We start from the raw sequence: 22,415 nt of genomic DNA on the forward strand, positions 1-22,415 counted from the left end.
ATAGCGCCACATGAGCCGGATTCCGGGGCGGTAGCCGTCCGGGCCTGCGAGGTGTGGCCGGACGGGGTGCGGCGGTCGACCGCCCGGCGCTCGTGACGCGTGGCTCTCAGCCCTCGTCGGGGGCCGGCGCCTCGGTCAGCGCGATGAGCTGGCGCAGGCAGTGCTCGCGCAGCGGCTCGGGGAAGCCGTCGGCGAGGCGGTAGTACACGACGCGGCCCTGCTTGCGGTTGATCACCAGGCCCGCCGTGCGCAGCAGCCGCAGCGCGTAGCCGACGGCGTCCTCGTTGGCCTCCAGGGCCAGCGCGAGGTCGCCGACGCACAGCTCCTCCACCATGTCCAGGGCGAACAGGACCCGGGCGCGTGTGGGGTCGGCCATCAGGCTCAGCACGCTGGTCAGCCGGGCCGCTTCGTCGCGGCCGGGCAGCCGGGCGCGGGCATGCGCGACGCGCTCGGGGTCGACCGGATGGGCGTGGGCAGGTTCGGTCATCCAAAAACACCTCCGGTCGGCTCATACCCGTACGGGTCTCCGGGTAGCACGGGATCCGCCGGCGAGATTCCGGGGCGGCATCCGAGCCCTCCGGCGCCGGACACCTGAGGAGGTAGCCATGACCGTGGCCGCGCAGATGCTGGACACCTATCCCAAGGACCTCGGCGGGGTGGACAGGCAGAAGCTGATCGAGTGCATCGAGGCGTGCGTCGAGTGTGCGCAGGCCTGCACCGCGTGCGCCGACGCCTGCCTCAGCGAGGACATGGTGGCCGAGCTGACGAAGTGCATCCGCACCAACACCGACTGCGCGGACATCTGCGACACGACCGGGCGCGTGTTGTCCCGGCACACCGGCTACGACGCCAACCTGACCCGGGCGGTGCTGGAGGCCTGCGCCGCGGCGTGCAAGGCGTGCGGCGACGAGTGCGCCAGCCACGCCGAGATGCACGAGCACTGCCGCATCTGCGCCGAGGCCTGCCGGCGGTGCGAGCAGGCGTGCCGCGACCTCATCAGCTCGCTGGGCTGACCGACCCCCGTCCGCACCGGCGCACCAGCACTCCCGAACGGGCGCCAAGACGTCGGCGCAGCACGACCACCCACATCCGGTCCCCGGAGACCGGCGGCGAGAGAACGGAGCACCACCCCATGGCGACCACGAGCAGCAACGAGGAGCACCGGCACGGGCACGGTGGCGAAGAGGCCGGACACCACGACGACTCCGGTCACGGCGGAATGCAGAAGAAGATGTACGCCCGCTTCGCGGCGATGATCGCCACGTCCATGGTGGTCATGTACTGGACGATGTTCGCCGGCACCTGGGAGTGGAGCCACGTCCAGTTCAGCCAGAGCCGCGTGTTCATGGCGCTGACCATGGGCGGCACCATGGGGCTGGTCATGTTGGCCTGGATGCTCAACATGTACAAGAACATGAAGGGCAACATCGCGATCGTGGCGGTGAGTCTCCTGCTGCTGGGCGGCGGCATCGCGCTGGACCGCACCCAGGCCACCGTGCAGGACTCCGCCTGGATGAACGCGATGATCCCGCACCACTCGTTGGCCATCACCCGCTCCGAGCGGGCCACCATCGACGACGCCCGCGTCTGCCAGCTCGCCGTCGAGATCATCAAGGCCCAGGAGCGCGAGATCGCCGAGATGGAGTGGCTGATCCAGGACATCGAGCAGAACGGGAAGGCGACCACGCCCGAGGAGGCGCAGGACCGTCCCGTCCCCGAGTTCGAAGGGTCCGCGCTGCGCGACTGCCCGACAGGCTGACCGGCTTTTCCGGTCAGGGCGCCAACCGCGGCGTGAAGGTCACCCCGCCGTCGGCGGACTCCAGCAGACCGGCTTCGGTCACGACGACGATCCGGCTCGCGTCGGCGTCGGCGGCCACGGCATTCGGGGCCACTCCCACGGCGGCGCGCTCCTGCCAGCTGCTACCGGCGTCGCTGCTGGTCCACAGCGTGCCGCCCGGGTCGACCCCGGCGGCGGTGGAGCCGTCGCCGGCCCAGGTGACCACGTGCAGCAGCGGCGCTCCGGCGACCGGTGACCAGCTGGTGCCGGCGTCGGCAGAACGCAGCAGACCGGCGGCGGTGGTCGCCAGGACCGTGGTGCCGTCGGGCGCAGCGGAGAGGGTGTGCGGCTCGGCCGGGATGGTCGACTGCTCCCAGGTGCGGCCGTCAGCGCTGCGCCGCAGGGCGCCGTCGAAGCCGAGGATCCCGGCGTCGCCGGCGGTCAAGGCGTGGAAGTCCGACTCGCCCTGGCGGGACAGCGGCGTCCAGCTGCGACCGCCGTCGGTGGTCTCGATCAGCCCGACCGGCTGGGGGAGGTCGACGCGCAGGCCCGGATGTCCTGAGGCCAGGTAGTGGTCGGGGCCGACGACGGTGAAGCCCATGAGGTCGATGACCGGCCCGGTCGGTGCGAGTTCGCCGTCTGCGCCGACCTCGAGAAGCCCCTCGTGGGTGTCCAGGAGCAGCGCGCCGTCGCCGGGGTCGATGGCCACGGCGTGCACGTGCGCGGATGGCAGGACGCCGGCGTCGGCCGAGGGGGCCGCGGCGGTGGGGCCGGATCCTGAGGAGGAGCAGCCGGCTGCGAGGGCGACCACGACGGCGCTTGCGGCAGTCGCGCGCAGCACCTGGCGGCGCTGGCGGTGGACAGGAAGGAGAGCGCGGAGAGCGCGCAAGGAAGGACTCCGGAGGTGCGGCAAGGGAGGGGGCGCCGGGGACGGCGGGCGGCACATCGACCGCCCGCCGTCCGGCGTTCTCAGCCGCCCAACTCGGCGAGCAGCTGCTCCATCTCGGCGATCTCGGCGCTCTGGCTGTCGCGGATGGCCCCAGCCATCGCCAGCGCGTCGGTGTTCCGGCCCGAGCTGAGCACCGCCTCTGCCATCTCCACCGCGCCGGTGTGGTGGACGATCATCTGGGAGAGGAACATGCGGTCGAAGTCGGCACCGGTCGCGTTCATCAGCGCCTGCATGTCCTGCTCGGACATCATCCCGTCCGAACCGTGGTCCATGCCGCCGTGGTCCATCCCGGTCCCGCCGTCGGCGCCCCACTGCTCCAGCCAGCCGGACAGGGTCTCGATCTCCGGGCCCTGCGCGGCCTCGATCCGTGCGGCGAGGTCGAGCACGCGGGGATCGGCGGCGCGGCCCTCGGCCAGTTGCGCCATCTCGATGGCCGACTGGTGGTGGGGAACCATGCCGGCGGCGAAGGTGACGTCGGCGTCGCTGAAGTCGGCCTCGGCGCTGCTCTCGGCGCTGGCCGAGGTGTCGCTGCTGCCCATCGAGTCGTGCCCGGCGGTGGTGTCGTCGCCGCAGGCGCTGAGGACGAGTGTGCCGGCGACCAGGGCGGTGGCCAGCTGGGTCAAGCGGGTGGTGGTGCGCGTCATCGTCTGAGATCTCCTGACTGAACTGAACGGGTGAAGGCGTGCGCGGACCGCCGCCGGAGCCGGTGAGGCCGGGGCGGTCGGTCAGGCGTTCGGCCTAGATCCGCAGCAGGCAGAGCTCGGACAGGTCGGGAGGTCGCGCGAGGGTCGGCGCCGTGGATCGTGCCCGCACTCGGGTGAGGGGACGTCGGGCCGTGAGCACGGGGTGGGGGAGCAGGAGGGCCAGCAGCCCGGCCAGGGCGGCGGCCAGCACCGCCAGGCAGACGGACCACAGATGACCGAGGGTTCCGTGCGAGTCGCTCAGCGGGCCGTCTGCGGCGGCGACCGCCGCAGACAAGCCGGTGGCCGCGTGCGCGGCGGGCGCCGTGGCGGTGAGCACGGTGCCGATCGCCGCGATCCCGGTGGCGGAGACGACGGTGGCTGCTGTCTCGGCGGCGCCGTGCACGGGCGTCCCGGGCGGGGCGAGAACGGTGGAGTGCGCGACGGGGGAGGAGCGCCCGCCGTCGACGGCGGCCGCGGTGCACTGGGCGCCATGCATGACGAAGATGCCGACGAGCACCAGCAGTGCCGTCCACAGTCGTGCCGCCATGACGCCTCCTCCCTTTCCGGTCTCCGAGGTTAGGCCGAGGTTCGGGGGAATGCCCGGAGGCCTCGGGTTGCGGATGTCAGGTCGCTCCTGCATCGGCCGCGTCCCGGCGCGGTTGAAGTCGGCCGGAAAGTCGGTACCATTGTCCAAAATACCCCCCCAGGGTATCGCACACCGAATCGGGAGGAAACCTCATGCGCACCGCCACCTACACCGTCGTCGGTATGACCTGCGGCCACTGCGTCAACTCCGTCACCGAGGAGGTCGGTCAGGTGCCAGGCGTCGCGAGCGTGGACGTGGAGCTGGGCACCGGTGGACTGACCGTCACCAGCAAGGACGAGGTCACGGACGCCGCGGTGCGAGCCGCTGTGGAAGAAGCGGGCTACCAGCTCGCGGCACCTGTCGAGGAGGTGGCGCAGATCGGTGGACAGGGGCCTGGCTGCGGCTGTGGCTGCAACTGACGGCCATGGTTGACAGCTCTCCGACCGGCCGCCGACGGCATGACGCAGGTCGCACACGAGGGAGGCGTGCACCTCGTCAGGGCGTCGGAGATGACTGGAGCCGGTCGGCCGAGGGGTGGGAAGAAGTCCCGTCGGCCGTCTTGGAGCGCATCGTGCACGACCGCCTGGGCGAGGCCATGCCCTGAGCCACCTGGAGCACCATGTGCCCGGGTTGGTCGTGCTCACGGGGGTGCCGCCGGATGCCGACCGACAGCGGCGTGCGTGCGCCGTTGTCGCCGGAGGGGGTGCTCGTCGCCGCGCGAGAGTGCTCGACCACCCCTACAGTCCTGACGTCCGGACAATCATCCGGATGTGACCATCGTTCCCGGCCCAGCCCCGGCCGCTCCCGTTGCATCCGACGTGAGGCGAGGAGGGTGTCATGGTTGCTCTGCTGTTGTTGGCGGCTTTCGTCGTGGTCGGCATGGCAGGGCTCTACGTCGTCTCGTCGGCGGTGCGGAGCGTCCGGGAGCCGGCCGTCGTGCTGCCGTACGAGTCGGGCCTGCTCCCGCGGCAGCATGCCGTCTCCCGCTACCACGCGCGGTGGTACGCGGTCACGGTTCTCTTCCTCGCGTTCGACATGGAGATGATCTTCATGTACCCGTGGGCGGTGGTGGTCGCGGACATGGGAGCGCAGGCCGTCATCGAGATGTTCGGTTTCCTCGCCGTGCTGCTCGTCGGGGTCACCTACGTCTGGCGTGAGGGTGCGCTGCGATGGACGTGATCGCCCGTCTGCGGGCCTGGGCGCTGGCCCGACCGCGGGTGCTGCTCGTGGACCCCCCGGCAAAGGTGATGCTCCGGTGGTCCGTCGAGGCCGAACTGGACCGGCGTGGCTGGCGGTCCGCCGCGTCGCCCGCGGATGCCGATCTCCTGGTCGTCCTGGGGGAACCCGGCCCGGAGCTCGCAGCCGCCGTCGACGTCCTGTGGAGCCAGATCCCTGAGCCACGGCATCGGCTCGATCTCCACCATGAGAGGGCCCTCGCCGTCGACCTGGACGCGGGTCTGGATGCGCTGGTCCGGCGGTCTGCAGGGGTGGTGAGCGGAGCGGACCGGCCGTCGCCTGCCTCGTTGCTCGGCACGGGTGCGGACGCCGACGACGAGGACGCCGACGGAGAGGGCATGGACCACGAGGGCATGGACCACGAGGGCATGGACCACGAGGGCATGGACCACGAGGGCATGGACCACGAGGGCATGGACCACGAGGGCATGGACCACGAGGGCATGGACCACGAGGGCATGCACATGCACCACAGCGGTGAGGTGGCCGGTCTGCCGATGGCCTCCACCGCCTCCGATCGGGACGGCCTCGAACTCGATGTCCTCAAGGTGGCGCTCGGACCGGTGCTGCCGGGCTGGCCGACCGGCCTGGTGCTGCGGGCCGACCTGCAGGGTGACGTCCTCACCTCCGCGGAGCTCGCCTGGCTCGACGCCGACCTCCTCCCCGCCGCGCGGCCGCACCCCGACCCGCAGCAGGCCGCGCTCGACCGGCTCGCTCGCTTTCTCGACGTGGCCGGCTGGTCGACCGCCGCCCGGGATGCACGCCGCGCCCGGGACGGCCTGGCCGCCGACGGTTCCGACCAACGGGAGGCGCAGCGGCAGGCCGAGGCCGTGGCACGGCGGGTCCACCGATCGCGGACGCTGTCGTGGACGGCCGGCGGCATCGGGCAAGCGCCATCGGAGCGCAGTTCCGGCGCAGGTGTCCTGGACCGGGTCCGGCGCTGGTGCGACGCCGCGTCGGGGCGACCGGTCGAGGACCCCCCTGCCGCCTCGCTGGACGACATCGCGGCCCTGGTGGAGGGCGTGGAGATCGGCAGCGCACGGCTGATCGTGGCCAGCCTGGACCTCAGCCCCGTTCCCGTCGTGCCGGCCTCGGAGCACGCACATGCCTGAGCAGACCCTGGCCGAGGCGTGGGGGTCGGCCCCTGCGGTCCTCGCGGTCGTGGCAGTCGGTCTGGTCCTCGGCCTCGTGGTGGCGGGTGTCGACCGCGCCGTCGTCTCCGGGGGGTCCGGCGCCGCGGTGGAACCGATCCGCTCGAGCGCACGTCTGCTGCTCGAACAGCGGCGGACCACGCTCGCCCCCGACCGGCTGCTCTGGCGGCTGGGCGGGACGGCGGTACCCGTCCTGGCGTTGCTGTCCCTGGCCGTCGTCCCGATCGGCGGCCGTACCTTGTGGTCGACCAGCGCCGACCTCGTCTGGTTCAACGCCATGGAGGCGCTGCTGTGGGCCGCCGTCTGGCTGGTCGGATGGGGACCGAACGCCGTCCACGCCGTCACCGGCGGCTACCGCTTCCTCGCCCAGGGCCTGGCCTACGAGCTGCCGCTCATGTTCGCGCTGATCACCGCTGGTCTGGCGGCCGGCTCGCTGCGGACGACCGACGTCGTGGCCGCGCAGCAGGACCTGTGGTTCGTGGTCACGATGCCCGTCGCCTTCGTCGTCTTCGTCGCCGGCGCCGCGGCGTTCGCCTTCTGGGGCCCCTTCGCTGCGCCGACCGCCGCCGACATCGCCGGCGGGGTCTCCTCCGAGCTGTCAGGGGTGGACCGGCTGCTGGTCGAGGCGGGACGCGCCATCTTCCTCGGTGCCAGTGCGGCGATGGCGGCGGCGCTGTTCCTCGGCGGTGGCTCGGGTCCCTGGCTGCCCGGTCCGCTGTGGCACCTGCTGAAGACCCTCGCCGTCGTCGCGGCTCTGGTCTGGATCGGCCGGCGGCTGCCCGTCCTGCGCCCCGACCGGACGGTCGAGGTCGGCTGGATGGTGCTGGTGCCACTGACGCTGCTGCAGGCGCTGGTGGTCGCCGTGCTCGTGCTGACCGGGTTCTACGCATGAGGAGGACGAGGTGCTGAGCGACCTGTCCGGTTGGGCGATCGCCGCGGTCACGGTGCTCGGTGTGCTCTCGGTGGCATCGGGGATCGCGGTGTTCGTCGTGGACTCGATGGCCCGGGCGACGTTCGCGCTCCTCGGTTCGTTCCTGGCCGTCGCAGGAGTGCTGCTCGCGCTCGACCTGGTGTACCTGGCCGTGGTGACGGCGCTGATGATGACGATCGAGATGGCGATCATGGTCGTCTTCATGCTCATGTTCATGATGAACCCGGCCGGGCTCATGCCGATGACCATGGTGCACAACGCCAGGGGCTCGGCCGTTTTGGGTGCCGGCGCCTTCGTCGTCCTCGTCCTCGGCATCTGGCTGATCGACTGGCCGACCCGGGACGTCTCACGGCCGCCGGACAGCACCCGCCAGCTCGGCGAGGCGATCATGGGCAGCCACATGCTGGTCATGCTCCTGATCGGCATCGCGCTGTTCGCGACCATCCTGGCCGGCACGGTCCTGGCGACCGCCCGAGGTCGTTACGACCGCTTCGGCTCCGGGTTGGACGCGCAGCAGCCGGCCGACCCGGTACCCGGGGGGCTGCCCCGATGACGTCCGAACTGGTGCTGCAGCTGCTGCTGACCGTCGCCGCCGCCCTGGTGGGCGTCGGCCTGTACGGTGCGTTGTCCCAGCAGTCGATCGTCATGGTGATGATGGGCCTCGAGCTCGTCCTGGGCGGCGTGCTGCTGGCCGGGGGAGCGGCCTGGTTCTTCCTCGCCCCGGAGCTGCCCGACGCCCAGATGCTCGTGGTGGTCGCCCTGGTCGTCATGGCCGTCGAGATGGCCATGGGGTTCGCGGTCACGATCGCCATCTACCGTGCCCGGCAGGTCGACATGGTCGACATGGCCACGGACCTGAGCGGATGAGCGCGAGCCTGGCCGGCCTGGTGCTGTCACCGGCCCTGACCGGGGCGGTGCTGCTGCTCGCCGGGCGGCGGGCCGACCGCGCCGCCGGTCCGGTCGCCGTGGTGGTCACCGGCGTCACCGTGGCGTTGGCGGCGCTCGTGGCCGTGACCCGGCCACGGCTGTCGGCTCCGTTCCTCGGCATCGTCGAGGGCGGGGACCTGCGACTGGTCGTCGACGGGCTGTCCGCCGTGCTCGTCGTCCTGGTCACCGGGATCGCCCTGCTCGTCACAGCGTTCGCGGTCGCAGACCTGCCGACGGACGCGGCGCGGGCCCGGTTCTTCGGCTACCTGCTCCTGTTCGTCGCCGCCATGCTGGCCACCGTCACTGCGGCCACGCTGCCCGCGCTGCTGCTGGCGTGGGAGGTCATGGGCGCGACGTCCTACGCCCTCATCGGGTTCCGCTGGGAAGAGCCGGGCAAGCTGGCCGCCGGCACGACAGCGTTCGTGACCACCCGGGCCGGGGATCTCGGTCTGTACGTCGCCGCCGGAGCCGCGCTGGCGGCGACGGGCAGCCTGGGGCTCGCCGACCTGAACACCTCCGGGGGCGGGTGGGCGGACCTCGCCGCGGCCGGCGTGCTGCTGGCGGCGCTGGGCAAGTCGGCGCAGCTGCCCTTCTCGGCCTGGCTCTCCGCCGCCATGCAGGGACCGAGCCCGGTGAGCGCGCTGCTGCACTCGGCCACGATGGTCGCCGCCGGCGGGTACCTGCTGATCCGGATGCAGCCGCTGCTCGCCGCGACCGGCTGGGCCGCGACGGCGGCGGCCTGGATCGGTGCGCTCACCGCACTCGTGCTGGGGGCGGTGGCCGTCGCGCAGAGCGACCTCAAGCAGCTGCTCGCCGCGAGCACGGCGGCGCAGGTCGGGTTCGTCGTCCTGGCCGCCGGGGTGGGTGCCACCGCCGGCGGCACCGCTCAGCTGGTGGCGCACGCCGCGGTCAAGGCCGGCCTGTTCGTCGCCGCGGGAGCCTGGCTCACCGCCCTCGGTACCAAGCAGCTGGCAGACCTGCGTGGCGCCGCCCGCCGTTATCCGGGGATGGGTGCGGCGGTCGCGGTCGCCGGGCTGGCCCTGGCGGGGATACCGCCGCTGTCCCTGTGGGCCACCAAGGACGAGGTGCTCGCCGGCGTCGACGGGACGGCGCTGCACGTGGTCGGCCTCGCCGCCGCCGCGGTCTCGGCGGTGTACGCCGGCCGGATCCTGGTCGTCGTCCTGGCGCGACCGGCGGGGGAGGAGGCGGTCGACCGGGAGGAGCCGGGCACGCGGCAGATCCCGACCACCACCACCGCCGTGGCCGGGGTGCTGGCGGTTTTCGCCGCCGGCCTGGGCGTGCTCGCCGTCTCCGCGGTGGCCGACGCGTGGAAGGTGGCCCTCGATGCCGACGGCGAGCCCTCGCCCGGGCTCGGTGACCTGCTGCTGTCCGGAGTGCTCGCGCTGGTGGTTCTCGGGCTGACCGTCACGGTGGCGCGCGTCCGGCCGGCCACGGTGCACTGGATCCAGCGCAGCCCGCTCGCGTCCTGGGCGGGGCTGCGGCACGTGCTGTCCCCACGGCCGGCGCTGGCGCTGGCCCGGGTGATGGCCGCGGTCGACGACCGGCTGATCGACCGCGTGGTCACGAGCCTGGCGACCGGCGCCGGCCGGGTCGCCAGGCAGGCTGCGCGGGCGGACGACGGAGCCCTCGACGGAGCGGTCACCGGTCTGGCGTGGGCAACCCGGCGGGCTGCCGACGGATCGGCCCGGGTCGACGCCGGAGTCGTGGACGGCGGGGTCCGGGCGACCGCGCGGATCATCCACCGCGCCGGCCGCGCCGCACGGCGTCCGCAGACCGGGCTGCTGCACCAGTACTACGTCCAGGCCGTCGTCGGTCTGGGATTCCTGCTCGTCCTCCTGCTCGTCGTGAGGTGACCGTGCTGCTGACCGTCGTGATCTTCCTGCCGCTCCTGGCGGCGGCCGTGCTGCTGGCCGCCCCCCGACTCGGGGGGCGGACGGCGATCGGGGTGTGGGTCGCGGCCGCCGCCGCGGACCTGGCGCTGATCGGCTGGATGTGGTGGCGCTTCGACCCGGGCAGCGGCACCTCCGGCGTCGTCGACGGTCTGGCCTACGAGGTCGACCTGCAGTGGATCCCCACCGTCGATGCCGGCTACCACATCGGGGTCGACGGTCTGTCCCTGCCGCTGCTGGCCCTGACCGGCGTGCTGTTCCTCGCCTGCGCCGTCTACTCGCTGCGCGAACCCGACCGGCCGCGCACCTACGCCGCGCTGTTCCTCTTCCTCCAGACCGCGTGCCTGGGCACGTTCGCCTCGCTCGACCTGATCCTGTTCTTCGTCTTCTTCGACCTGACGATCGTCGGTATGTACTTCGTGATCGCCGGGTGGGGGCACGGCAACGCCCGGCGCAGTGCGCTGAAGTTCTTCCTCTACACGTTCATCGGGTCACTGGCTCTGCTGATCGGCTTCATCGGCCTGTTCCTCGGCAGCGACGAGCGCACGTTCGACATGGTGGCCCTGGCCGAGAACCCTCCGTTGGCCGATTCGCCGCTGGCCGGCGGGCTGGTGCTGCTGGCGATCGGACTGGGCCTGGCGGTGAAGACGCCGCTGTTCCCGTTCCACACCTGGCTGCCCGACGCGCACACCGACGCACCCGCGGCCGGGTCGGCCGTGCTGGCCGGGATCCTGCTCAAGCTCGGGACCTACGGATTCGTGCGGATCGCCATGCCGATCCTCCCCGACGCCTGGCAGCGGTGGGCGATGGTCGCCGTCGTCGTCGGCGTGATCAGCGTCCTGTGGGGTGCCTTCGTGGCGCTGGCCCAGACCGACGTCAAGCGGATGATCGCCTACACCTCGGTGAACCACATGGGCTACGTCCTGCTCGGTCTGGGCGCCGCCGGCCTGGTGGCCTCCGCCGACGAGGGCGCCCGCACCGTGGCGACGGTCGGGGCGATGTACCAGATGGTCAGCCACGGCCTGCTCACCGGTGCGCTGTTCCTGCTCAGCGGCTGGCTGTGGTCGCACGGCCACACCTACGCCTTCGACCGGTGGGGCGGGCTGGCCCGCCCCGCTCCGGTCTTCGCCGCCTGCCTGGCGATCGCCGCCTTCGGCTCCCTGGGTCTGCCCGGGTTCTCCGGGTTCATCGCGGAGTTCCAGGTCTTCACCGGCGCCCTGCAGGCCACGCCGATCGCGACGGTGATCGCGGTCGTGGGGATCCTGGTCACCGCCGGGCTGTTCCTGCTGGCGCTGCAGCGGCTGCTCACCGGTGACACCACCGCTCCGAGCGAGGTGCCGAGCGACGGAGATCTGCCGGCGCGCGCGGACGAGCAGCTGAGCGGCGGTGACGGGGGCGCCGCGACCGCCGTCCGGCCGCGGACCGTCACCCGGATCCGGGACCTGCGCGGCCACGAGATGGCCGCGATCGTGCCGCTGCTCGCACTGGCCCTCGTCCTCGGGCTGCTGCCGCGGGTCCTCCTCGACGTCCTCGAGCCGGCCGCGGCGGCGGTGGTGGAGCTGGTGGCCCGGTGACCGGCATGTCCGGCGGCGGGGAGGCGTGGCCGGCGCTGCTCCCCGAGGCGCTGCTGCTGCTGGGCGCGGTCGGGGGACTGCTGCTTGGCCTGTGGACGCCGCAGCAGCGTCAGTGGCGCGTGCGGCTGCTGGTCACCGCGGCCTGCCTGGCCAGCGCGGTCGCCGCTGCGATCGCGCTGCCCGAGCCGGCCGAGCGGGTCTTCGAGGGCACCTGGGTCGTCGACACCACCACCGGTGTGGTCCGCCTGGTGGTCGCGCTGGGCGTGGCCGTCCTCGTGTGGCTGGCCGCACCGTCGGTGGCCGGGCACCCCCGGGAGACCGAGGCCTACGTGCTCATGCTGCTCGGTGCGCTGGGGACGATCGGCCTGGCCGCCAGCGGCGACCTGCTCCTGCTCGTCGCCGCCTACCTGCTGGCCAGCGTCCCGCTCTACGCGCTGGCCGGCTTCGCCAAGGACTCCGCCGGCACCGAGGCGACGATGAAGTACTACCTCATGGGCGCCTTCGTCGGCGTCCTCCTGCTGGTCGGCGTCGCCGCCCTCGTCCTCGCTTCCGGGACCACCGGCTACCTCGAGCTGGCCGATCTGCTCCCCGAGGCATCCCCGGCGCTGCTCGCCCTCGGGGTTCTCGGCGTGCTCGCAGGCGTCGCGTTCAAGGCCGGCGCGGTCCCGGTGCACTTCTGGGTTCCCGACGTGACGGCCGGGACGACGCCGCCGATGGCCGCCTACATCACCACGATCCCCAAGATCGGCGCGGTCGCGGCCGCGTTCCGCCTGGTCGCCGAACCCTTCGCGGACCTGCCCCTCGACGTCCCGCTCCTGGTGGCCGTCATCGCGACAGCCAGCATGACGCTGGGCAACCTGGCCGCGTTCGCGCAGACCGACGTCCTGCGCCTGCTGGCCTACTCCACGGTCAGCCAGGTCGGTTACCTGTTCATGGTGGTCGCCGTCGCCGCCCGCACCGACCTCGCCGTCCCGGCGCTGGCCGTCTACCTGGCCGGCTACGCGGTCACCAACATCGGCGCCTTCGCCGCCGTCGCCGCCGCCCCGGCCGCGAGGACGATCACCGACTGGGCGACCGCGGTGGGCCGGCACCGCTGGATCGTGGTGAGCCTGGTCGTCTGCCTCCTCGGCCTCGTCGGAACTCCACCGACGGCCGTCTTCGTCGGCAAGCTCGCCGTCTTCACCGCCGCGTGGGACGGCGCGCTGGCGTGGTTGGTCGTCGTGGCGGCGATCAACACGGTCGCCAGCCTCTTCTACTACCTCCGCTGGATCGCGCCCGGCTTCGCCGGCGTTCCGGCCACGCCAGGAGGTGCGGAGGCGGCCACGGGCAGCGGTGCCCGGACCGCAGCGGGCACGGCGCAACGCACGGAGCCCGTCCCGGTGGGAGTCCTGCACGGCGCCGCCGTCGTCTCGGTGCTCCTCGGCCTCGGGGCAGGGTCCTGGCTCGCCTTCGCCCTGCCGTCATGACCGGATCCCAGGAGGGGGGTCGAGGATGAGCGGCTACCTCCTCGTCCTCGGCCTCGCGGCTCTCCCGGCCGCCGGCAACCTCGCCGGCGGCATCCTCGCCGAGACCTTCCGCGCGTCAGAACGCACGCTGAGCCTCGCCCTCCACCTCGCCGCAGGCATCGTCCTCGCGGTCGTGGGACTGGAGCTCATGCCCGAAGCACTGAGGTCCACCACGCCGTGGGTGCCGCTGCTGGCGTTCGTGGGCGGGGGGGCCGCATTCATCGGTCTCGACCGGGCGATCGGCTACGTCCAGGCCAGGATCGGAGGCGGCGAGAAGCAGGGGAGTGCCCTGACCATCTTCTCCGGGGTGTCCCTGGACCTCTTCAGCGACGGCGTCATGATCGGCACCGGGGCGGTGATCGACCCGGCCCTCGGCCTTCTCCTCGCACTCGGGCAGGTTCCCGCCGACATCCCCGAGGGCTTCGCCGCCATCGCGACGATGCGCAGGGCCACGATGCCTCGCGGGCTCCGGCTCCTGCTCGCCGCATCGTTCGCCGTCCCGATCTTCCTCGGCGCCACCGTCGGCTACTTCGCCCTCCGGGACGCACCCGAGATCATCACCCTGTCGGTGCTGGCCCTGACCGGTGGTGCGCTCACCGCCGTGGTGGTCGAGGAGATGATCGGGGAGGCGCACGAGGGCGAGACGTCGCGGTTGGGCCCGATCTTCCTCACGGCCGGGTTCGCCGTCTTCGGCGCCATCTCCGTCTACGTCGGGACGTAGCACTGGCCCGCGCAGCGCTCCGAGGCCCTTCATCGTGCACGGACCCTGCCGACTCCCAGGTCGTGATGCGACGTCAGCGAATCCGCGCCTGTGCCGGGGGACGGGATCCGGACTCGTCGAGACGCCGGTGTCTGGCCAGCTGACGTGGCGCAGGGGTGCACGGTCCTTGACGATCCCGTCAGCAGAGGTCCAGCCGGGCCATGTGCCGCCACAGCTCCTTGTCCGCGTCGGTCAGACCGTCCCAGTCGTCGTAGCTGCTGGCGGCCTGGAGCTCTTGAGCCTTGCGCTCGACCCGGGAGCCGTCCAGCATCCGGGCCCGCGTCTTGAACACCGACAGGTGGTGGATGACGGGGTCGTCACCCGCCAGGTCCTCCTGGGACGGGCTGACGAATCCGCCTGCGAAGTGCCGTACGTCGTCCTGATGGGCGTGGGTCACGTTGCCTCCTCCGATCCACACACCGGATCGGCACGGTCCCGGGGCACCTTGAGGTGAGCCTCGGGACTCGTCCGGCCAGGGGGGTGGAGACCGGGTCCGCAGGACGGTCCGCCCCCGTGGGAAGGGCCGATCTGATGTCGACGACGGTGCTGGGCACTGCTCCTAGGGATGGGTGTGCCGGTGGTGGAGGTCGGGCAGGTGCGGATGGCTGTGCCGTTGCGGCTCGTGCCGGTGGGCGTGGCTGTGGCGGTCAGGCGCATCCGCGATGGGCCGGTGGCCCGCGTGGTGCGCGTCGTGCCGGTGTTCGTGGACGTGCTCGATCGGCTCGTGGACGTGCTCGTGCTCGTGGCCGGAGCGCACCACCAGGCCGATCCCGGCCAGCAGCAGGAGGACGGCGAGGACCTGGGGCCAGGTGATGGGTTCGGCCAGCAGCGCCCAGGCGAGCGTGACTCCCACGAACGGGGCGGCGGAGAAGACGATCTGGGCGCGGGCGGCGCCGAGGTCGCGGGCGCCCGTGACCCACAGCGTGATCGACAGGCCGTAGCCGACCGATCCGACGGCCAGCGCGAGGAGCGTGTCGGAGGGCGACGGCGGGGCGGCGATGGCGAGGCCGATCGCGAGGTTGGCGCCCCCGGCGATCGTGCCCTTGGCGAAGGTGATGAACGACGGCGTCAGCCGGTCCACGTTCGCCGTCGCGCAGTTGTCGATCGCCCAGCACAGGCAGGCGGCGGCGACCAGGAGGGCGCCCAGGCGGACCTCGGGGCTGGTGCCCGCGCTGGTCAGCAGCACAGATCCGCCGGTGACCAGGGCGGTGCCGGCGGCCACCCGCGGGCCGATGTGCTCGCGGAAGAACCAGCCCGCGAGCAGCACGGTGAACACCAGTTCCAGGTTGAGCAGCAGCGACGCGCTCGCTGCCGAGGTCCGGGTCAGTCCCAGGACCAGCAGCACCGGTCCCACGGCGCCTCCGACGACGACGGCGGTGGCGAGCCGAGGGCCGTTGGTCCGCAGCGCCGCTCGCGCCGGCAAGCGGCGAAGGTTCTGCGGCGCGACGGCGAGTGCGGCTCCGAGGTAGAGCAGGCCCGCCAGCGTCGGGGCGCTCATGTCCCGGGCCAGCGGCGCGGCCAGCGGGGTGGATGCGCCGAACAGCACCGCCGCGGCAGCGCAACGCAGGAGCCCGGTCCGGTTCACCGGTGTCCCTCCGTTCCTCGTAGCAGGGCGCCGGTCGCCGCGCGCTGCCACCTCCGGGCGCCGTAGCGGCCGCAGCCCGTCCGGGTGCGTCCGGGATGGTGGATCCATGATGCCCCGGCGACACCCAGCGGCATCCGTGGCTCGGCGGCTACCCACGTGGAGCGGGTGACGGACATCGAACTGCGCAGCATGTGCGGAAAGGCTCGTTCTCGTATCCGGCCTCGCAGCTCAACGGCCTGTGCGAGCTGGATCCCGCTTACCGCGTCGCCCTGTTGAGTGCAGCTCAGGCTCTTCGTCGGCCGGCCTGGGGCTGCGGCGGCCGCGAGCATCACCTCGGACCTGCCTCCCCGCGTGCGTGGAGGAACCGGGCTGTGCCACGAGCACCACCCAGTTCGGGTGGTCGGCGTCAGCAGAGGAGGGAACGCCGAGGCTTGCAGCAGGAGTGCGGTCCTGCTCAACCCGGCAGCACGCAGCAGAGCTGATCGAGACGTGGAGCGGGTGACCGGGATCGAGCCGGCATGGCCGGCTTGGAAGGCTAGGAACTCAAGGTCTCATCCGAGCTGGTCAGCGCCAAGCCAGCGGCATGTCGTGCCTTGCACGTGCCTCATCGCAACGGAGGGTGGGCTGAGGAGCGGCTCCTCGGGGGGGGGGGGGCACCGCACCTCGCCACCTCCCGCGGGGACCTCCACGTCATGCGGCGCGAGTGCCCGCGAGAGCTCATGACCGCTGCGTCATGCCTTCGCGGGGTACGAACACCTGCGAGTCGATGCCGCCGGGCGGGTACCCGTCGTCGTCTCAAGGCGCTCTGCGGGTCGTGGACCGGAGGGGAGGGCCATGCGGCGGCACGAGGATCCCGCCTCCGTCGCCGGAAAACGGCTGTGCGCGTCCGGCGGCACTGCCGGACAGCCGGAACGTCGACGACCGGCGTGCGGGCCCCACTGGTGCGGAGCACGATCATCACCGGCAGCCCCCCTTTCGGGTGCCGTCGCTGGTCAAGGAGTTGGCCGCCACAGCCGACGCCTCTGACGTCCGACCCGTCGTCAGAAGGTCTCCGATGTCCCGATCACTCACGGTTCGCGCCCGGATGGGCGCCGGCATCGCGGCCATGATGCTCCCGCTGCTGCTGGTCTCCGGCACGGCGGTCGCCGGCCTGGACCTCACGATGGACGGCTTCGCCGAGACCGCGGAGGAGGCGACCGAGGAGGCGCTGCCCCTCGCCCGGCTGCAGACACTGGTGCTGGAGGTCGAGCGCAGCGGTGTCCGGGCCGCCCTCCTGCCGTCCGGGGCCGATGCCCGCGGGGCCTACGTGACGACCCGGGATCGGCTGGAGGCCGGCTTCGCCGACCTCGAGGACGACGCCCTGACCGAGGAGGGAGACGACACGGCGGCGGGGCAGGAGCACGCCCAGCGCGCCGTGGCGCTCCTCGACGCGGCGGTCGCGGACGCCACGGCCGGGGACCCGGCGGAGCGGACCGCTGTGCTCCAGCGGCTGAACGAAGCGAGCGGCCACGTCGATGCGGCGGTGGCCGCGCTCGGCGCCGCCGAGGCGCTGGCCGAGGCCGACATCCTCGGCGAGTACGCCGAGGCCCGCGAGGCGCAGGAGCAGGTGCTCGGCTGGATCCTCGGGGTCGCCGCCGCCGGACTGCTCGTGGCGCTGGCCGGTGCCCTTCGCCTCACCCGAACGGTGCTCGCCCCGCTCGGTGCCTTCCGCGAGGCTACCCGCGCCCTGGGTGACGGGACGCTCTCACACCGCGTGCCGGTGACGCGGGCGGACGAGTTCGGCGCGCTGGCACGGACGTTCAACGCCATGGCCTGCGACCTCCAGCGCCAGCAGCAGGACCTCTCGCGGTCCGCACGGTCCGACGCCCTCACCGGCCTGCCCAACCGTCTCCGGCTGGCCGAGCACCTCGAGGCCGCCCTCGGCGTGGGCGAGCCGGTGTCGCTGCTGCTGATCGACCTCGACGGGTTCAAGGCGATCAACGACACGCTGGGCCACTCAGTCGGCGACGAGGTCCTGCGGGCCATCGCCGACCGACTGCGCGCGGTCCTGCGCGAGGGCGACCTGGCGGTCCGCCTGGGCGGCGACGAGTTCGCTGTCGTCGTCCCGGGGGACGCGCCCGAGGGGCAGGCGGTCGCCGAGCGCGTGCTGGAGGACCTCCGCCCGGCAGTTCAGCACGCCGGACAGGAGCTGTTCCTCACCGCCAGCATCGGCGTCGCCACGGCCTCCGGCCCCGCAGGCACGGCCGAGGACCTGCTGCGCCACGCCGACCTGGCCATGTACCGGGCCAAGAACGGCGGCAAGGACGCCGTCTGCGTCCACGACACCGCATCGCACGACGCCCTCGAGGACCGCATGCGGCTGGCGACCGACCTACCCCGCGCGCTGCACCGCGACGAGTTCGTCTTGCACTACCAGCCGGTGCACGCCATCGACGGGCAGGCCGTCGTGGGGGTCGAGGCCCTCATGCGCTGGGAGCACCCCACCTTCGGCCTGGTCCCGCCCGGCTCCTTCATCTCGATGGCCGAGAAGACCGGCCTCATCGCGCCCCTCGGCGCCTGGGCGCTCGACGAGGCCTGCCGGCAGTTGCGCGAGTGGCACGACCTGCTCGGCAGCGACAGCCTGCAGATGAGCGTCAACGTCTCCGCCCGCCAGCTGACCGACGAGGACTTCCCGGACCTGGTCGCGCGCACCCTGGTCCGGCACCGCATCGCGGCCGCCCGGCTGGTCCTGGAGATCACCGAGAGCATGCTCGTCGAGGACCTCAGCGCCGAGGTCAGCCGCCTGGCCGAGCTCAAGGAGATGGGCGTCCAACTCGCCGTCGACGACTTCGGCACCGGCTACTCGTCGCTGAGCTACCTGCCGCGCTTCCCCGTGGACATGCTCAAGCTCGACCGTTCCCTGATCGAGCAGATCCACCAGCCGCGGGGGCAGGCGGTGGCCGCCGCCATCATCGACCTGGCCCGCGTGCTCGGTCTCCAGCCGGTGGCCGAGGGCATCGAGACCGCCCACCAGCTCGCCGCGCTCGAAGCGCTCGGTTGCACGTTCGGACAGGGCTACCACCTGGCCAGGCCGGCCGATGCAGCCGACACCACGAGGAGGTTGTCCGAGCTGGTCGACGAGCACCCGGTCGCGGCCGTCCGGGCCTGATCTCCCGGCCCTCTCGGACTGCCCCGGCCGGCGGCGGTCGGCTCAGGCGAGGGTGCGCTGCCAGTACCCGGTCAGGTGGCGGTAGCCCTCCGACATCTCCTCGATCTCGGCCCCGCACGATCACGTGGACCGTCGAACGGCCGGCCGTCGATGCCCACGCGGACCTCCGGACAAAGACGTCCGGCGGGTTGGCGCGGGTGCGGTGCACGATCTCGCTGGTCGCCGCCGCAGCCCGACCCAAGGCCACCGCCGCCGGCACCCGCTTGTCGAAGGCCACTTCTCCGTCCGACACCACGAGATCGACGCCAATGGATCGCTCACGCTGCGGCGCAACAGCCGGCGGCACCACATCGGAACCGACCGTCGCCACAGTGGAGCGGGTGACCGGGATCGAACCGGCATGGCCAGCTTGGAAGGCTGGGGTTCCAGGCGCCATCGTGGCTGGTCAGCCCCACTCAGGCGCACGGCGTGCCTTCCGTGTGCCTCAGCGCATTGGGCCGGCCGGAGGAGCGACCCTTCGCTGTCGCTCGGTCAGCGGACGGTCGAGTGCTGCGGTCAGCGGCGCCACCGCTGCTGGGGCAAGGCGAGTCTCTTGTCTTCTCCGCCCGGGAGAGCTCGCCGTGCCGGTGATGCGGGAGGGCGGCCGACGGCGTCGCCATTACCATGCGATGTCTTCGGGTGGGTTCCTCCGCCGGGTGGACGAGGGAGGGCAGCCCGTACCACCCCGCACACCCGCGCCGTGCCGGCGCCGTCGGTCCCCTGGACGTACTGGGCGACGTTGCCCGGGAAGATCACCACGAAGAACACCCGCGAGCAGCTAGCCGACGAGCCGCCGCCCGCGCGGCAGGGCGACGGAGGGCGCGCCCAGCGTGATCTCGACGATGCCAGAGTCGAGCACCGCCAGCCCCTCATCGACGGGAAACGAGTCCGGCACCTGGGGCCGGAACTCCCCGCGCTGGGTCGTCAGGTGCGTCACGCCCGCACCCACCGTCGCCGCGCCGAGCGTGAGACCCGGTAGCGGCGCGCGGGAGCGACGACATCCCGCACGGTAGCCGGGCCCGCCCCGGCCCCTCAGCGGGCGTCCAGCAGTACCCCGGACAGGAAGTCGGTCAGCTCGTCGTGGGCCTCGAGGGGAAGTACGGCGGCGACGTACTGGTCGGGCCGGACGAGCACCATGCAGCCCTGCTCGCGGTCGACCCCGCGCAGATCGAAGACGTCGTCGGCCTTCGGGTCTGGGCAGAACGCCTTCTCGTGGTCGATCAGCCCGAAGGGGCCCTTCCGGGGCAGCAGGACCGCCGGGAGCGTGCCGACTTCGAGGTTGCGGTGGCTCTGTTGGAAGACGGCGCGGACGTCGATGACCGAGTCCGGGTCGGCGCCGACCGGGGTGAACCGGGTCAGCGCCGACTTCTCCGCCGCCAGCTGCTCGAACAGCGCGCGGGCCCGAGAGCCTTCGGCCGCCGGGTCAGCCGGGTCGGCGAAGACGTACAGCCGCCATGCGCCGTCGGCCCGGACGGCGTGCCCGAGTTGGACCGGCTTGGCGTCGGCCAGCCGGATGACCGGGGCGGAGTGGAACCGCATGCCTAGGGGAAAGCCCCCGGCCAGCGACTGGTGGTCGGCGGTCCCGGTGATCATCGACGGCTGGTAGTGGGTGGCGACGCCGGCGGTGAACCGGCCCTGGACGGCAAAGTGGGCCTGGAACGCCTCCGGGTCCACGCCGTCCTCGTCGTCGGGGGAGGTGCGCGGCTTAGCGCTCATCATCCGGGCGAACTCGCGGTCGAAGTCGATGAGCTCCTGGGTGACCTTCTGCCGTTCGTCGGAGTAGGTGTGCAGCAGCTCCGGCCGGGCGGTGCCGCGCAGGACGGCGGCGAGCTTCCAGCCTAGGTTCCAGGTGTCGGCCATGGACACGTTCATCCCTTGGCCGGCCTTGGCGCTGTGCGTGTGGCAGGCGTCGCCGGCGATGAACACCCGGGGCAGCCGGTCCGGCATCTGCTCGACGGGCACGTCGTCGAATTTCGCGCACAGTCGCTGGCCAATCTCGTACACCGACCACCAGCCGACGGATTTCACGTCGATCGAGTACGGGTGCAGGATTCGGTTGGCCACCGCGGCGAGCTTCTCCGGGGTGACGCTGCGGCCATCCAGCATTTCCCGGTCGCTGACCTGGTCGAGCTCGATGTAGAGCCGGACGAGGTAGCCGCCCTCGCGCGGGATGACCAGCAGGTTGCCCTGGTTGGCCGAGTGGATGATCGCCTTGAGTCGGATGTCGGGGAAGTCGGTGACCGCCAGGACGTCCATGACGCCCCAGGTCTGGTTAGTGGCATCGCCGACCAGCTGCTGGCCGATCGACGTGCGGACGGAGCTGCGAGCGCCGTCGCAGCCGACGACGTACCGCGCCCGGATCGTCGAGGTCCCGCCGGTCTCCTGGCCGTCCCGGACGTGGCGGAGCGTGACCGTGACGGGCTGATCCCCGTGGGGGGAGACCTGCACGTCCGCGGCCTGCAGCCCGTAGAAGGGCTCCAGCCGGGACGCCGAGCGGGCCATGGAGTCGCGCAGGTAGGCGAGCATCCGGGCCTGGTTGACGATCACGTGCGGGAACTCCGAGAGCCCGTCCTCGACGTCCTGGATGCGCCCCGTGCGGGTGATGCGGGCGGTGTCCTCCGGATCGGGCCGCCAGAAGGCGACCTCGTTGACCCAGTACGCCTCGGCGACGAGCTGGTCGGCCAGGCCGAAAGCCTCGAACATCTCCACGGTGCGACAGGCGACGCCGTCGGCCTGGCCCACCTCGAGCGGTCCGTCCCGCCGGTCGATGATCGCCGTCCGGATCTCGGGGAACCGGGCCAGCTGCGCGGCGAGAACCATGCCGGCCGGGCCGCAGCCGACGATCAGGACGTCGACCTCGTCGGGGAGCGCTGCGGGCCGTTCGGCCACCGAGGGGTGCGGCAGCTCCACGAGCGGGTCGCCGGGCCGGTAGCCGTCGAGGTAGAACTGCACGTCGCTGTCCCTCCATGGGGGGTCTGGCTGACACAGCGGAAGGTTGCGCCGAGATGGCCAGGCCATCCCGCGGTCAGATCGACACGCCGACCTGGGTCAGCCGGGGAAGGGCCGCATCGATGATGCGCAATGTAAGACCCCAGAGCAGATCGCCGGTCCCGAGAGGGATGACCTGGACCAGTCGGGGTTCCGGCCACGTGGGGAAGGAGAGTTCTTTCTCCTGCCGCACCCCGGGTCCGGTGAGGTAATCGAGTGAGACATCGACAACTCCCTCGATCTCGGCCGCCTGCAACTGCCACTGGCCGGTCGGCTGCCGAAGGCGACCGATGAACGGGAAGACCTGGAAGAGGGTCGTCCTGGTGTTCACCGGCGGCAACTCCGCGACGATGTCGACGTCGTCGGGGTGCAAGCCGATCTCCTCCTGCGCCTCTCGTAGGGCCGTCGCGCGGAGATCGGCATCGGCAGGCTCGCGGTTTCCGCCGGGGAAGGCGAGTTGTCCTCCGTGGCGTCCGCCCGTGCTCCTGCGCACCAGTGTCAGATGCAGGGCTCCCTCGTGGCCGCGGTGCACCGGCAGCAGTACGGCCGCTTGCTTACGCGGTGGCTCCGAGGCGGGGACGGGCTCGGCGGGGGGCATGTGTTCCGTCCAACTGGGGCAGTGAGTACGGCGCCGTGGTGCGCCGCATCAGGTGGATGGGTTCGTTC

22 protein-coding genes are annotated in these 22,415 nt (G+C 72.3%); 13 read left to right on the forward strand and 9 right to left on the reverse strand.

The features are described from left to right. Positions 1 to 106: 106 nt before the first annotated feature. Positions 107 to 487 carry an ArsR/SmtB family transcription factor gene (locus tag C5507_RS03665; protein ID WP_104527185.1) on the reverse strand — a complete coding sequence of 127 codons (381 nt, stop codon included), beginning with the start codon at positions 485 to 487 and terminating at the stop codon, positions 107 to 109. A gap of 118 nt (positions 488 to 605) precedes the next feature. On the opposite strand from C5507_RS03665, the gene C5507_RS03670 reads away from it, so the two are divergent. Further along, positions 606 to 1,013 carry a four-helix bundle copper-binding protein gene (locus C5507_RS03670; protein ID WP_104527186.1) on the forward strand — a complete coding sequence of 136 codons (408 nt, stop codon included), beginning with the start codon at positions 606 to 608 and terminating at the stop codon, positions 1,011 to 1,013. A 119-nt stretch (positions 1,014 to 1,132) separates the two neighbouring features. Then, entirely contained in the window at positions 1,133 to 1,759 is a 627-nt protein-coding gene (locus tag C5507_RS03675; RefSeq protein ID WP_242610931.1) for a DUF305 domain-containing protein, read from the forward strand. Positions 1,760 to 1,772: 13 nt separating this feature from the next. On the opposite strand, the gene C5507_RS03680 is transcribed toward C5507_RS03675, so the two are convergent. The 3 genes from C5507_RS03680 to C5507_RS03690 form a co-directional block, all read right to left on the reverse strand. Then, on the reverse strand, positions 1,773 to 2,618 hold the full coding sequence (locus tag C5507_RS03680; RefSeq protein WP_165400416.1) for a F510_1955 family glycosylhydrolase: 846 nt from the start codon (positions 2,616 to 2,618) through the stop codon (positions 1,773 to 1,775). Between the two features lie 128 nt (positions 2,619 to 2,746). After that, on the reverse strand, positions 2,747 to 3,370 hold the full coding sequence (locus C5507_RS03685; protein WP_104527187.1) for a DUF305 domain-containing protein: 624 nt from the start codon (positions 3,368 to 3,370) through the stop codon (positions 2,747 to 2,749). Between the two features lie 94 nt (positions 3,371 to 3,464). Beyond that, a complete protein-coding gene (locus tag C5507_RS03690; protein ID WP_104527188.1) occupies positions 3,465 to 3,956 on the reverse strand; it encodes a DUF6153 family protein in 492 nt (163 codons plus the stop codon). 191 nt (positions 3,957 to 4,147) lie between these two features. Between C5507_RS03690 and C5507_RS03695 the strand changes: the two genes are divergently transcribed. The 10 genes from C5507_RS03695 (at position 4,148) to C5507_RS03745 (ending at position 13,950) form a co-directional block, all read left to right on the forward strand. Then, positions 4,148 to 4,414 (forward strand): heavy-metal-associated domain-containing protein, encoded by a 267-nt coding sequence (locus tag C5507_RS03695; RefSeq protein ID WP_104527189.1) that lies wholly within the window; start codon positions 4,148 to 4,150, stop codon positions 4,412 to 4,414. A 418-nt stretch (positions 4,415 to 4,832) separates the two neighbouring features. Beyond that, entirely contained in the window at positions 4,833 to 5,174 is a 342-nt protein-coding gene (locus C5507_RS03705) for an NADH-quinone oxidoreductase subunit A (RefSeq protein ID WP_104527191.1), read from the forward strand. Then, on the forward strand, positions 5,165 to 6,343 hold the full coding sequence (locus C5507_RS03710; RefSeq protein WP_104527192.1) for a hypothetical protein: 1,179 nt from the start codon (positions 5,165 to 5,167) through the stop codon (positions 6,341 to 6,343). The genes C5507_RS03705 and C5507_RS03710 overlap by 10 nt, the downstream gene beginning before the upstream one ends. After that, positions 6,336 to 7,274 carry an NADH-quinone oxidoreductase subunit H gene (locus C5507_RS03715; RefSeq protein WP_104527193.1) on the forward strand — a complete coding sequence of 313 codons (939 nt, stop codon included), beginning with the start codon at positions 6,336 to 6,338 and terminating at the stop codon, positions 7,272 to 7,274. The genes C5507_RS03710 and C5507_RS03715 overlap by 8 nt, the downstream gene beginning before the upstream one ends. Before the next feature lie 10 nt (positions 7,275 to 7,284). Then, positions 7,285 to 7,866 (forward strand): NADH-quinone oxidoreductase subunit J, encoded by a 582-nt coding sequence (locus C5507_RS03720; protein ID WP_104527194.1) that lies wholly within the window; start codon positions 7,285 to 7,287, stop codon positions 7,864 to 7,866. Then, positions 7,863 to 8,180: an NADH-quinone oxidoreductase subunit NuoK gene (locus tag C5507_RS03725; protein ID WP_207225639.1), complete on the forward strand. Its 318-nt coding sequence runs from the start codon at positions 7,863 to 7,865 to the stop codon at positions 8,178 to 8,180. The genes C5507_RS03720 and C5507_RS03725 overlap by 4 nt, the downstream gene beginning before the upstream one ends. Continuing rightward, on the forward strand, positions 8,177 to 10,114 hold the full coding sequence (locus tag C5507_RS03730) for a proton-conducting transporter transmembrane domain-containing protein (protein ID WP_104527195.1): 1,938 nt from the start codon (positions 8,177 to 8,179) through the stop codon (positions 10,112 to 10,114). Before C5507_RS03725 ends, C5507_RS03730 begins: the two co-directional genes overlap by 4 nt. Further along, entirely contained in the window at positions 10,111 to 11,724 is a 1,614-nt protein-coding gene (locus C5507_RS03735; protein WP_242610932.1) for a complex I subunit 4 family protein, read from the forward strand. Before C5507_RS03730 ends, C5507_RS03735 begins: the two co-directional genes overlap by 4 nt. Positions 11,725 to 11,729: 5 nt before the next feature. Then, a complete protein-coding gene (locus C5507_RS03740) occupies positions 11,730 to 13,190 on the forward strand; it encodes an NADH-quinone oxidoreductase subunit N (RefSeq protein WP_104527277.1) in 1,461 nt (486 codons plus the stop codon). Positions 13,191 to 13,215: 25 nt separating this feature from the next. Continuing rightward, positions 13,216 to 13,950: a ZIP family metal transporter gene (locus C5507_RS03745; RefSeq protein WP_104527197.1), complete on the forward strand. Its 735-nt coding sequence runs from the start codon at positions 13,216 to 13,218 to the stop codon at positions 13,948 to 13,950. A 178-nt stretch (positions 13,951 to 14,128) separates the two neighbouring features. Here C5507_RS03745 and C5507_RS03750 read toward each other — a convergent pair whose 3' ends face one another. Continuing rightward, a complete protein-coding gene (locus C5507_RS03750) occupies positions 14,129 to 14,386 on the reverse strand; it encodes a hypothetical protein (protein ID WP_104527198.1) in 258 nt (85 codons plus the stop codon). A gap of 162 nt (positions 14,387 to 14,548) precedes the next feature. Then, positions 14,549 to 15,574, reverse strand: a complete 1,026-nt coding sequence (locus tag C5507_RS03755; RefSeq protein WP_207225641.1) for a DMT family transporter — start codon at positions 15,572 to 15,574, stop codon at positions 14,549 to 14,551. A gap of 1,054 nt (positions 15,575 to 16,628) precedes the next feature. Between C5507_RS03755 and C5507_RS03760 the strand changes: the two genes are divergently transcribed. Next, complete coding sequence (locus C5507_RS03760) at positions 16,629 to 18,722, forward strand: putative bifunctional diguanylate cyclase/phosphodiesterase (protein WP_130504140.1); 2,094 nt, start codon at positions 16,629 to 16,631, stop codon at positions 18,720 to 18,722. 817 nt (positions 18,723 to 19,539) lie between these two features. Here C5507_RS03760 and C5507_RS22110 read toward each other — a convergent pair. From C5507_RS22110 to C5507_RS03770, 3 genes are all read right to left on the reverse strand, one after another. Then, positions 19,540 to 19,698: a hypothetical protein gene (locus tag C5507_RS22110; protein WP_158657499.1), complete on the reverse strand. Its 159-nt coding sequence runs from the start codon at positions 19,696 to 19,698 to the stop codon at positions 19,540 to 19,542. 95 nt (positions 19,699 to 19,793) lie between these two features. Then, positions 19,794 to 21,713, reverse strand: a complete 1,920-nt coding sequence (locus C5507_RS03765) for an FAD-binding monooxygenase (protein ID WP_104527201.1) — start codon at positions 21,711 to 21,713, stop codon at positions 19,794 to 19,796. A gap of 73 nt (positions 21,714 to 21,786) precedes the next feature. Further along, complete coding sequence (locus tag C5507_RS03770) at positions 21,787 to 22,347, reverse strand: NUDIX hydrolase (RefSeq protein ID WP_104527202.1); 561 nt, start codon at positions 22,345 to 22,347, stop codon at positions 21,787 to 21,789. Between the last annotated feature and the right edge of the window lie 68 nt (positions 22,348 to 22,415).

The sequence above is a fragment of the Blastococcus saxobsidens genome (assembly GCF_002938435.1).
GTDB lineage: Bacteria > Actinomycetota > Actinomycetes > Mycobacteriales > Geodermatophilaceae > Blastococcus > Blastococcus saxobsidens.

Bases quoted from the DNA above. Each gene is read 5' to 3' on its own strand.
- C5507_RS03665 (WP_104527185.1), bottom strand. From the start codon at position 487: ATGACCGAACCTGCCCACGCCCATCCGGTCGACCCCGAGCGCGTCGCG.
- C5507_RS03670 (WP_104527186.1), top strand. From the start codon at position 606: ATGACCGTGGCCGCGCAGATGCTGGACACCTATCCCAAGGACCTCGGC.
- C5507_RS03675 (WP_242610931.1), top strand. From the start codon at position 1,133: ATGGCGACCACGAGCAGCAACGAGGAGCACCGGCACGGGCACGGTGGC.
- C5507_RS03685 (WP_104527187.1), bottom strand. From the start codon at position 3,370: ATGACGCGCACCACCACCCGCTTGACCCAGCTGGCCACCGCCCTGGTC.
- C5507_RS03690 (WP_104527188.1), bottom strand. From the start codon at position 3,956: ATGGCGGCACGACTGTGGACGGCACTGCTGGTGCTCGTCGGCATCTTC.
- C5507_RS03695 (WP_104527189.1), top strand. From the start codon at position 4,148: ATGCGCACCGCCACCTACACCGTCGTCGGTATGACCTGCGGCCACTGC.
- C5507_RS03705 (WP_104527191.1), top strand. From the start codon at position 4,833: ATGGTTGCTCTGCTGTTGTTGGCGGCTTTCGTCGTGGTCGGCATGGCA.
- C5507_RS03710 (WP_104527192.1), top strand. From the start codon at position 5,165: ATGGACGTGATCGCCCGTCTGCGGGCCTGGGCGCTGGCCCGACCGCGG.
- C5507_RS03715 (WP_104527193.1), top strand. From the start codon at position 6,336: ATGCCTGAGCAGACCCTGGCCGAGGCGTGGGGGTCGGCCCCTGCGGTC.
- C5507_RS03725 (WP_207225639.1), top strand. From the start codon at position 7,863: ATGACGTCCGAACTGGTGCTGCAGCTGCTGCTGACCGTCGCCGCCGCC.
- C5507_RS03730 (WP_104527195.1), top strand. From the start codon at position 8,177: ATGAGCGCGAGCCTGGCCGGCCTGGTGCTGTCACCGGCCCTGACCGGG.
- C5507_RS03740 (WP_104527277.1), top strand. From the start codon at position 11,730: ATGTCCGGCGGCGGGGAGGCGTGGCCGGCGCTGCTCCCCGAGGCGCTG.
- C5507_RS03745 (WP_104527197.1), top strand. From the start codon at position 13,216: ATGAGCGGCTACCTCCTCGTCCTCGGCCTCGCGGCTCTCCCGGCCGCC.
- C5507_RS03760 (WP_130504140.1), top strand. From the start codon at position 16,629: ATGTCCCGATCACTCACGGTTCGCGCCCGGATGGGCGCCGGCATCGCG.
- C5507_RS03770 (WP_104527202.1), bottom strand. From the start codon at position 22,347: ATGCCCCCCGCCGAGCCCGTCCCCGCCTCGGAGCCACCGCGTAAGCAA.